The organism is Flavobacterium undicola, assembly GCF_009909155.2.
GTDB classification, from domain to species: domain Bacteria; phylum Bacteroidota; class Bacteroidia; order Flavobacteriales; family Flavobacteriaceae; genus Flavobacterium; species Flavobacterium undicola.
Map to the genome: position 1 here is coordinate 28734 of NZ_JAAAPM020000024.1, position 10291 is coordinate 39024.

At 32.1% G+C, this 10291-nt stretch carries 10 protein-coding genes; 3 read left to right on the forward strand and 7 right to left on the reverse strand.

Annotation, left to right across the window (positions count from 1 at the left end):
• Positions 1 to 31 precede the first annotated feature (31 nt).
• A complete protein-coding gene (gene lptB / locus GTZ96_RS13620; protein WP_161644462.1) occupies positions 32 to 772 on the forward strand; it encodes an LPS export ABC transporter ATP-binding protein in 741 nt (246 codons plus the stop codon).
• A 63-nt stretch (positions 773 to 835) separates the two neighbouring features.
• A complete protein-coding gene (locus GTZ96_RS13625; protein ID WP_161644463.1) occupies positions 836 to 1087 on the forward strand; it encodes a DUF5808 domain-containing protein in 252 nt (83 codons plus the stop codon).
• Here GTZ96_RS13625 and GTZ96_RS13630 read toward each other — a convergent pair.
• Both GTZ96_RS13630 and GTZ96_RS13635 read right to left on the reverse strand, forming a co-directional pair.
• Entirely contained in the window at positions 1077 to 1940 is an 864-nt protein-coding gene (locus GTZ96_RS13630; protein ID WP_161644464.1) for a glycoside hydrolase family 25 protein, read from the reverse strand. The two genes, GTZ96_RS13625 and GTZ96_RS13630, sit on opposite strands and share 11 nt — an antisense overlap.
• On the reverse strand, positions 1924 to 2646 hold the full coding sequence (locus tag GTZ96_RS13635) for a CDP-alcohol phosphatidyltransferase family protein (RefSeq protein WP_161644465.1): 723 nt from the start codon (positions 2644 to 2646) through the stop codon (positions 1924 to 1926). Before GTZ96_RS13635 ends, GTZ96_RS13630 begins: the two co-directional genes overlap by 17 nt.
• A 186-nt stretch (positions 2647 to 2832) precedes the next feature.
• Here GTZ96_RS13635 and GTZ96_RS13640 point away from each other — a divergent pair, with 186 nt between their 5' ends.
• Positions 2833 to 3975, forward strand: a complete 1143-nt coding sequence (locus GTZ96_RS13640; RefSeq protein WP_161644466.1) for a lipoprotein N-acyltransferase Lnb domain-containing protein — start codon at positions 2833 to 2835, stop codon at positions 3973 to 3975.
• 263 nt (positions 3976 to 4238) lie between these two features.
• Here the strand turns inward: GTZ96_RS13640 and GTZ96_RS13645 are convergent, their stop codons facing one another.
• From GTZ96_RS13645 to GTZ96_RS13665, 5 genes are all read right to left on the reverse strand, one after another.
• Entirely contained in the window at positions 4239 to 5633 is a 1395-nt protein-coding gene (locus GTZ96_RS13645; RefSeq protein WP_235972992.1) for an exopolysaccharide biosynthesis polyprenyl glycosylphosphotransferase, read from the reverse strand.
• A 170-nt stretch (positions 5634 to 5803) separates the two neighbouring features.
• Entirely contained in the window at positions 5804 to 7150 is a 1347-nt protein-coding gene (locus GTZ96_RS13650; protein ID WP_161644467.1) for an O-antigen ligase family protein, read from the reverse strand.
• Positions 7143 to 8228 (reverse strand): glycosyltransferase, encoded by a 1086-nt coding sequence (locus GTZ96_RS13655; RefSeq protein ID WP_161644468.1) that lies wholly within the window; start codon positions 8226 to 8228, stop codon positions 7143 to 7145. Before GTZ96_RS13655 ends, GTZ96_RS13650 begins: the two co-directional genes overlap by 8 nt.
• On the reverse strand, positions 8225 to 9346 hold the full coding sequence (locus GTZ96_RS13660) for a glycosyltransferase (RefSeq protein WP_161644469.1): 1122 nt from the start codon (positions 9344 to 9346) through the stop codon (positions 8225 to 8227). The genes GTZ96_RS13655 and GTZ96_RS13660 overlap by 4 nt, the downstream gene beginning before the upstream one ends.
• A complete protein-coding gene (locus GTZ96_RS13665) occupies positions 9343 to 10278 on the reverse strand; it encodes a methyltransferase domain-containing protein (RefSeq protein ID WP_161644470.1) in 936 nt (311 codons plus the stop codon). The genes GTZ96_RS13660 and GTZ96_RS13665 overlap by 4 nt, the downstream gene beginning before the upstream one ends.
• Between the last annotated feature and the right edge of the window lie 13 nt (positions 10279 to 10291).

Here is a 10291-nt window from a genome sequence, read left to right on the forward strand (position 1 = left end):
AATCAACAAATATTCAATAACCGAACACCCGATGATTTTAAGAGCCGATAATTTAGTAAAAACATACAAAGGAAGAAGCGTTGTAAAAGGCATTTCGGTGGAAGTAAACCAAGGAGAAATCGTTGGATTATTAGGTCCAAATGGAGCTGGAAAAACGACTTCTTTTTATATGATTGTTGGATTAGTAAAACCAAATTCTGGAAATATCTACCTTGACGATATTGACATTACTCATTATCCAATGTATAAAAGAGCACAGCAAGGTATTGGCTATCTGGCACAAGAAGCTTCTGTATTTAGAAAATTAAGTATCGAAGATAATATCTTAAGTGTTTTGCAATTGACTGCTCTTCCAAAAGAAGCTCAAATTGCTAAAATGGAAAGTTTGATTGCCGAATTTAGTTTGGAACACATTCGAACAAACCGTGGCGATTTGCTATCTGGAGGAGAACGTCGTCGTACCGAAATTGCGCGTTGTCTTGCTACTGATCCAAAATTCATCTTACTGGATGAGCCTTTTGCCGGAGTTGACCCTGTGGCTGTTGAAGATATCCAAAGAATTGTAGCGCAATTAAAAAACAAAAACATCGGAATCTTAATCACCGACCATAACGTTCAAGAAACACTGGCAATTACCGACAAAACTTATCTAATGTTTGAAGGAGGAATTCTAAAAGCCGGAAAACCTGAAGAATTAGTTGAAGACGAAATGGTACGTAGAGTGTATTTGGGACAAAATTTCGAATTAAGAAAAAAGAAATTAGAATTTTAATAAAAGTGGTCAGTGAGCAGTTTTTGAGTTAGCAGTTTGAAACTAAAATATGATTTCAATAAAATGGAAAATCCAGAAAAACCAAGTAAAGAAACCTTAGAACAATGGTCTAAAGATCCTGATAATTGGATTTGGGGAATGTTTTATTACAACCCAAAAGACAAACGCATTTTTCCTCCTAAAAAAATTGCATGGATGGGATATACAACTAATTTTGCCAATCCAAAATCGGTACTTGTTTTAATTGGGATACTAATACTCCCAATCTTAACTGTATTAACATTTCTAAAAAAAACACTAAATCCTATTCTTTAGTAATAAACTGCAATTGCTGTAAATCGCCATTAAAGATATTGACATCTACATTGCCTTTTATTCCTGAAACAGTCGCTTTTTCGGTAAATTGCCAAAACAGCCAATCTTCTTTCATTTTTTCTCGATAAAAATTATAATTAGCAATCCAAAACAAATAATCGGAGAATTCTTCTTTCAAAAAATCATCATAATACCGTTCCCCCGTATAGATTATGGGTTTTACTTTATAATGTTCCTCTACTTTGGTTAACCAACGTCTGAGTCCTATTTTAAGTCGCTCAATAGATTGATTTTCGGGTAATCTTTCAATATCAAGAACAGGTGGCAAATCGCCTTTTTGTAAGCGGACTGTTTTTATAAAAAGTTCGGCTTGCTCTAATGAATTTTCATTCGGGCGATAGTAATGGTAAGCTCCACGAATTATATTATTTTCTTTGGCTTGGAGCCAATTTTCCTTGAATCTTTTATCTAATCGATCATTTCCTACTGTGGCGCGTATAAAAACAAACGATAGCTTATAATCGTCATCCATAGTTTCTACAGCATCCCATTCAATTTCGCCCTGATATTCAGAAACATCAATCCCAATGGCTTTGGCTTCATTTTTTTCTAAAACCTGATAATTCCGTACATCTGAAATTTGTTTATCCTTAGCCTCTTTATCTAAAACTTTATTGGTTTTAAAACTAAAATAATAGGCTAAGCCATTTCTATAATGATACGCAATTCCTAAAAATAGTAGTCCGCAAAAAACAATAATCGCAGTTTGAATTAGCTTTTTCCGGAATACGGAAGGCTTCTTTTTTGGTCTTCTAGACGTTGTAGTTCGGCGTCGATTATTTTGTTTTGCCATCTAAAGAAAACCTATTATTCACAACTGATAACAACACATAGGCGATAATAACCATTGGAACTCCTGCGTATTGAAAAAACACTAACAACAAAAACGAAAGGGTTAAGAAAACAATTTGCAGTAAATTATCTTTCAAAGTAAATTTCTTAATTTTCAATGAAAACAAAGGGATTTCGGCATTTAAAATATAAGCACTAAAAGCCGTAATAAGCAACAAAACCCACTGACTAGTCAACAATTCTAAAATGAATAAAGAATCAGAATACTTTATTACCAAAGGCAAGCTCAGCATAAACAAAGAATTAGCAGGTGTTGGCAACCCAATAAACGAATCGGTTTGACGCGTATCAATATTAAAAAACGCCAAACGGTAGCAAGAACCCATTGTAATTACAAAACCTAAAAAAGGAATATACGAACAGTTCGAAATATCATGCTGACTATTCAACAACAAATAATACATCACAGAACCAGGAACTACGCCGCTGGTAACCATATCCGCTAATGAATCCAATTGTAAACCTAATTCGCCAGTAACTTTAAACAAACGAGCAAAGAAACCATCGAAAAAGTCAAAGAAAATCCCTAAAAAAACAAAGAAAAAAGCGATTTCAAAATCTTGATTGCTTACAAAAACCATGGCAATACAACCACAAAAAAGATTCAGTAACGTAATGCTGTTTGGGATGTGTTTTTTAATATTCATTTTCAATTTGATTTTAAGAATAGCTTCGCAAATTTAATACAATACATTTTGTTATTTCAAATTAGTCCACTTTTCTTCAGCATCAATTTTCAACAGATTGTTTTATTGACTATTTATTTAAAATAAGAAATAAATAAGCTCGCTAAAAAATGATACTTTTGAAAAAAAATAGCAAAGACACTTATTATGGCGCATATTTTCCTTTCTAAAAAAACGGCATTTCTTCTATTCTTTCTTAGTATTTTCAATTCTTTTTGGGCACAACGCATTCAATTGTCCAAAGATACTACAGTAAGTGTGATTACTTGTGGTCTTGGAAATGAATCCTATTCTCTCTTTGGACATACTGCTATTCGAATTAAAGACAACGCTAATTTTGTAGATGCAGTTTACAATTATGGTGCTTTTGATTTTAACACACCTAACTTTGTTCCAAAATTCGCCAAAGGAGATCTCCAATATTTTGCTGTAGTCAATCGCTATACCGACTTCATCAATCAATACACTTACGAAAATCGTTCGGTTGATGAACAAGAGCTTCAAATTTCTCTTGAATTCAAGCAAAAACTTTTTGATAATCTAAATAGCTCATTGGCGTCAGGAGACAGCCATTATACCTATAAATTTATTGACAAAAACTGTACTTCGATGGTGGTGGATATCATCAACAAAACATTAGGCGCTAGCATAATCACAAAGAAAACCGATACTGAACTAAGTTACAGAAGTATTTTGTATACATATTTCGACTATCATTTTTATGAAAAACTGGGAACCAGTATTATTTTTGGAACAAAAGTAGATGCTTTAGGAACAAAGCTATTCTTGCCTTTAGAATTGCAAAAAAGCTTAAAGCTGATTCAATATAAAAACCAAGCTTTAGCGCCTAAAAACCAAACTATTTTACACTTTGAGGAATCACACCCAAGCTCTTGGTGGAACAACATTTATTCTTACTTAATTTTTCTAGCCTTATTAGTAATCTTAAATAAAAAAGGAATCCATTATTTTTATTTTTCTTTAATGGGAATCCTTGGGGTATTCTTTCTTTTTTTGGGCTTTTATTCTAATCATTTAGAATTAGCCAACAATTACAATGTACTTTTATTCAATCCTACATTGCTTGTGCTGTGCTTTTTTTATGGTGCGAGAAATAAGGCTTGGATTTATAAACTTTCCCTATTTAATCTTTTCACACTTTTAATTTATTTGGTCGTTTTAATCAATAAAGCACATTTATTTATTGTATTACCTTTAGTCGTAACTTCTGCTTATTTCCTGATACAATTAACTTTAAAAAATAAGAAAGCGATACCAATAATTATTTAATAATACTATTAAATATATCTTTTAGAATAACTTTCTTTTTTGCTTGATCAAAAAAGAAACAAAAAAATCAAGTCTTACACTTCCTCGTCGGTCAAATTAGTTTTCGAATACTAAAAGAAAAGAAACTCTCCGCCGCGGCGGATCAAACAGCTTTTCTTTTTACGTATTCTTCAAACATTTGACACTCGACTGCGGAAGTTAAGGACAGTTTAACCTCAAAAACAACAACATTCTCGTTTCTAAATAAGTAACATTAAACAACTTTATTGTCCTCTATAAAACAAGATAGTTGTTATAGTTTTTAATGAAATATTGAAATCAAGGTAAATACTTCTATGTTTGATATAATACAAGTCATACTGTAATTTTATCAAACTCTCTTCAATAGATTCTCCGTAGCTATAATTCACCTGTGCCCAGCCTGTAAGTCCTGGTTTTATAACATGTCTTGTTTCATAAAAAGGCATGATTTCGGCAATTTCTTTCACAAAAAATGGTCTTTCAGGACGTGGTCCTATTACTGCCATTTCGCCTTTCAAAATATTTACAAATTGAGGAAATTCATCCATTCTGGTTTTCCTCATAAACTTCCCAAAAGCGGTAATTCTATTGTCTTGAGCAGTTGCAAATACCGCATTTTCCAGTTCGGCATTTTCAATCATTGTTCGAAATTTTAAAATCTCAAACACCACGCCGTCTTTTCCAACACGCTCTTGAGTATAAAATAAACTTCCTTTATTAGCTATAGTATTTACTAAAAAAACAAAGGGAATTAATAACAGCATAATCAACAAACCAATAACTGAAACAACAACTTCCAATATTCTTACAATCGACAAATACAATCTATTTTGGTTGCTTCGACTAAAGGGAAAAAAACGATAAAAATCGCGTTCTACATATTGCACCGGAATACGTTGTGTTTTTTCTTCATACACCTGTGAATATTCTCTAATTGCCTTTCCTGATTCTAATAATTTCAATAATTGCTGGTACAATTCGGTCGTGATGCTATCTGGGTTCTGGGTTCCAATTACAATTTCAGTAATGTGTTTTTCTTTGACAAAAGCAATTAAATTAATTGGCTTGACACACTCCACATAAGATGAACAACATTCCGTTTTCCCTTTTGACACACAATTACTCACATAAGCTATAATTTTATAATGAGGATCTATATTTTCTAAACCTGAAATAAGTTCGTCTAACTGATCCTCGTCACATATCAATAAAGCATTTTGATGAAAACGTTTGGAAGCCAAAAAACGCACATAAAAAACTCTCCATAAAACTAATGAAAAAAAAACGACGAATAAAAAAGTTAGAATTTGAAGACGATTATTTGGTAATTTCGGCGAATAAATTGGCGTTAAAAAATAAGCCAAAACCGTTGTTGTAACCGTGAGAATAGTACTTCTTGTAACTAGAAATTCATTACTTGCTACTTGAAGATTATAAAGTTCAAAAATAGTTCCAATAACTTTAAGATAAAGGATTAAAACCATCAAATAAATGAAGTTAGATACTGAAGATTTTAAATAAGCCAAGTCGAAAAAATAACCCACAGCATGTAAAGCCATAAAAACACAGAAAACGTCCACAAGATGCAGAATCATTTTTCTTTCAGAAATCTCAAAATGGATTTTGTTTTTTGGCATTCTATTTTTTGTTAGCAATATAATTTTATCCAGAAAAAATTCAACTCAAATGAGCTTTAAAAACATAATTTCTATACAAGTTTACAAACTATTTGCACTTGCTAAAAACATAGTCTTTCAATAACTTGAAATTCAGTTTAAATGCTGTTTTACATATAAAACCTAGAATACTAAATTATTTTATTTGTTTTTTCAATAGGCTTGATCCTTACATTCAATAAGGTCAAGGCATATACAAAAGCTGGAGCGGCAATTCTCATTGCTGCATGATTGATGGTCAATAGCCAAAAAACATAAAAGGAGAAAAAATAAATATTTTGATAATTATTCAAAAAAAGAATAATTGGTGTAATAAACAAAATCAATAAAATAAGCACTCCAAACATACCGTGTTCAGCTAACAATCTAGTAATTTCATTATGTGATGCCACTTCTTGTCCTAGCATTTGTACTCTATAAAATTTCCCTAGTCCTATTCCTACTCCCATAATGGGGTTCTCTTTAAAAAGTTCTAATTCGGTTCCCATTACTTGCTCACGCCCCCCCAAACGATCCTCTTTTACTCGCCCAGCTGCATCCTGATTAGCGTATCTTTTTGTAATTAATCCGCTGGTTTGTATCACACTATAACTCCAAATGCTTAAAGCCAAAACACCACTAAGAACAACGACCCACTTTAATTTTCTTTTTCCCGAAGGATTACTAAATAAATAAGCTGCTATTAGTACAAAAACAATCATTGCAAAGCCGGTAATTACTCCTCCTCTGGAAAAAGTTACAATAGCTCTGTAACTTGTTAAAACAAAAAGGAAACCATTTAATGCCGTAATCACTTTTGACTTTGACATAAAAACCAATTGACAAAAAAACACAAACATCCCTAATCCTAATATGGTAGACACCTGATTAGGTCCAAAACCTCCTGAGGTAGCAAAATTAGATTGAGTTCCCGTCACCACATCCCGAACACTTGGATTGTATAAAATCAAATAGACTAAAGTTGCAATGATGGGCAAACCAAAAAAAACCACAATATTTTGCAACTGACTGAATGTAATTTGTCTTTTAAAACAATACAAAGCGCACAAACCTAAACATACAGGTCCCGAAATATTAAAAGTAATGGCTTTTCGAATTTCTAAATTCATCTCTTGATTACTCATTGTAATCAGCACAGCGGGCAGGAGTAATAAGAAATACAACCAATACACAATACTACTTTTCGAAAAACCACTTAAAACAAACCCTAACAACATCAATAAAGAAACTACTGTCTTTACATATTCATTATTTAAATTCCCTCCAGTCATTCTCAAAAAAACCTCAGCACCAACCAAGTAAGCCGAAACATACAAAACTTCATTATTCTTATTATTCTTATTGATAATATAAGTAACACCAAAAACAGCGATTAACAACGCATAAATTTTGGATAAAAAAGGAATATAAAAAAGCGTCAGCGCTATACCAACATGAATTAGCGCTAGATTGATATAATTGATTTCGGATTTATTCATTTATAATTGTTGTTCTTATCCAATGAATGTATTTTTCTATAATTGAAGCCGCCGAAAAATGATTAACAACCTTCTGGTAAAGCTTTTCGGCAAAACATTCTTGAAGCATCTTATTATCAATTAGTTCGACTAATCGATTGTGAAATAACTCTATATTATTTGACGGTACTAAAAAACCATTTTTATTGTCTTCAACAATAGAAGCCACTTGACCTACATCAGTTAGTACCACTGCTTTTCTCTGTAAGGCGTATTCTAGTAATGCCACTGGCAAACCTTCCGAATTAGAGGTTAAAATCCCAATTTGGACTTGCTCTAAAACCGCAGCAACATCCGAACAAGAATCATATACGAAAACATGATTTTCTAATTGTTGTTTTTTAAGATTCATTTTCAATTCTTGTGAATAACTATCCTGAAAATCTTTACCTAGCAAATGAAAACTCCAATCAGGATGTGATTCTTTTAGCTTTGAAGCCACTTCAAGCAATAAAAAATGATTCTTTTGCGGTCTCAAATTCGCCAAGCACAGAATGCGTTTTCCAGACTGTCCTTGTAAATGTGTATGCGATTGTATTTCATTTTCAACTGTTGCAAAATTAGGCAAATAAATTCCATTTTTATAATGCAAGGCTTCTAATGACCAAGTTCTCAGCTTTTCATTTACAGCAATTATCCCGTTGAAAAAAAAACTTGCTAATTGCAACAAATATTTCGGTCTAGCTTCTATAAAATCACTGTTTCCGTAATGATCGTGCCATATTATTTTTACCCTTGGCAAAGTTAATTTGACCAATATCGCTAAAAAAAAGGAAGAACTATGAGCCTGAATAATCGCTACACGATTGCTGACAATATATTTTCGGAGTTTTAAAATGGCTTTAAAATCAAAGATGCTTTTTTTATCTAAAAACAAATAATTTACTTTTCCATCTAATTGATTTTTTAATTTTCCTTCTTTACGAGTAGCAATCAGACCTGAAAAATCAATTGTTTCCGAAAGTGCATTGGCATAATTTACCGCCATACGCTCTGCTCCACCTGCTTCTAAGGAATCTATTAGTTGTACCACTCTCATGCTTGTAATAGTTTTTGAATTTCATTTTCAAAACGTTCCAAAGTGTATTGTCTTGACCAATTCAATGCTGCTTTGCTTTTACGCTCAAAACCCATTGGATTATTAATTAAGTTATTAATTGTAGCTGCATCTTTGTATAAGTCCATTTGTAACAAAACCCCTCGATTGCCTTGATCTAACATATAAGGAACACAAGAAACTGCAGTTGCTAAAGGAACACAACCCCAAAACATCCCTTCGGCAATGGCTTTGGGCCAGCCTTCACTTTTAGAAGGCAAAACCACAAAATGACTTTCCTGATAGGCTTTTTTTAGTACTTCCTGATTTTGATTTCCATGTAAAATAATATGATGACTCCAATTATTAGTCTCAATATATTTTTCTAAAGATAGTCTAAGCATTCCGTCTCCATAGATATCCAAAACCACATTTGGGTTTGTTTGGAGTAATTGTTCCAATAGTTGGATAGCATACATTGGATTTTTTCCCTCCACCAAACTACCCACAAAAATGAGCTTTATTTTGCCGTTTATATCTATTATTTTTTGGATGACTTCTTTTTCAGCTTCCGAATAAGTAGCAGTAAAAAATGACTTAATGTTTTTTGATTGGTTTTCCCAATCGCCATACACTAAAACCTTTATATTTCGAGTCAAAAAAGTATTAGACAAAATCCATTTTTGCAATCGATAACTCCATGGTTGCATGGATTTCGAATCCCAATTTCCGGCATATTTTGCCGTTTTAGGCTTTGAAGGGAAAAAAATCTGAATAATACAAGCCAGTAACCCCATATTCCCAGGACAACGTAAATGAATGTGATCGGCTCGTTGCATGGCTTTGAAAATTTCAAAAATAATTTTAGGCCATTTAAAAATGGAAGAAACTGTATTTTTAAAAGTCGTCAAACTAAAATTAGAAATTCTTCTAAAATCAATGTTTTTATGTTCGTAAAAACTATCAATTTCTGTTAGTTTATTGTTTTCTAATGGAGCAACCACAATTAACTCATCGACATATTTTAACCAAATGTTCATTTCACGAACATAAGGAGTGTAAGCAAAATACTGCTTGTTACTATTGGTATGAACGACATGGGTGAAAATTGCAAATATCATCTTTTCAACTTATAGAACTCATTTAATAACTCAACCGGTTTCCTTTTAACAACATCTTTTTTAAATGTAAAAGCATATCCTTTAGGCATAGAAACAGAACGCCTATTAAGTTTAGGTTTAGGTTTACGTTTATCTAAATATTTCATCCAACCAAACAACAAACGTGTAATAAATAACCAAGTACTCCTTACTAATCTATGCGAACTAGTATTAATTAAATAATTAGATATTGTAACTGCAACTATGGAAGCATTTCCTTCTGTTATTTCCGCATTCATCACCTCACATTCAGCAAATAAACTTCGCATTCCTGTAAATGTAAATCTAAAAAAATCATAGGGTTCTGAATGATATGGGAAATTCTGAGGCGCTTCTATCTGAAGTAATCCTCCTATTTTTGTAACTCTTTGTAATTCTTGACAAAACTTCCAAGGATTTATAGTATGTTCAATAACCTGAGCTGCCAATACCATATCAAAACAATTTTCAACAAAAGGGATAAAATGACCATCAAAGACATAATCGGGTTTAAATTGATTATGAACATCAGAAGTAATTACCTCACAATGCGAAAATTTATTCTTGTAATAAGAAATCTTTTCACCAGCTCCAATAATCAATATTTTACTTTCTTTAGTTAATGATTTTGAAAGTTCTTCATACCTATTTTCAATATTGAAATCTTCGCAAAGTGAAGGAAGCAATTTTCTACGAATAAAATTTTTGATATTAGAAGTATCTAAATAATCACTATCTTGAGTTGTCTTTTTTTCATTTATAATATCTGCTTCATTAAATATCGAATTTGCACCAAACAATATAGGGGTCCCGTTAAAAACAGACAATTTTGATTTATCTTCAAATAAAAAATATTCATCAGTTTTTGAGACTAACCTTGAATGAGTATCTGGATGAATAATATATTCCAACATATACAATGATATT

Coding starts and splice junctions, on each gene's coding strand:
- lptB (WP_161644462.1), top strand. CDS start 32: ATGATTTTAAGAGCCGATAATTTAGTAAAAACATACAAAGGAAGAAGC.
- GTZ96_RS13645 (WP_235972992.1), bottom strand. CDS start 5,633: ATGCCAAAAAACAAAATCCATTTTGAGATTTCTGAAAGAAAAATGATT.
- GTZ96_RS13665 (WP_161644470.1), bottom strand. CDS start 10,278: ATGTTGGAATATATTATTCATCCAGATACTCATTCAAGGTTAGTCTCA.
- GTZ96_RS13625 (WP_161644463.1), top strand. CDS start 836: ATGGAAAATCCAGAAAAACCAAGTAAAGAAACCTTAGAACAATGGTCT.
- GTZ96_RS13635 (WP_161644465.1), bottom strand. CDS start 2,646: ATGAATATTAAAAAACACATCCCAAACAGCATTACGTTACTGAATCTT.
- GTZ96_RS13660 (WP_161644469.1), bottom strand. CDS start 9,346: ATGATATTTGCAATTTTCACCCATGTCGTTCATACCAATAGTAACAAG.
- GTZ96_RS13640 (WP_161644466.1), top strand. CDS start 2,833: ATGGCGCATATTTTCCTTTCTAAAAAAACGGCATTTCTTCTATTCTTT.
- GTZ96_RS13630 (WP_161644464.1), bottom strand. CDS start 1,940: ATGGCAAAACAAAATAATCGACGCCGAACTACAACGTCTAGAAGACCA.
- GTZ96_RS13650 (WP_161644467.1), bottom strand. CDS start 7,150: ATGAATAAATCCGAAATCAATTATATCAATCTAGCGCTAATTCATGTT.
- GTZ96_RS13655 (WP_161644468.1), bottom strand. CDS start 8,228: ATGAGAGTGGTACAACTAATAGATTCCTTAGAAGCAGGTGGAGCAGAG.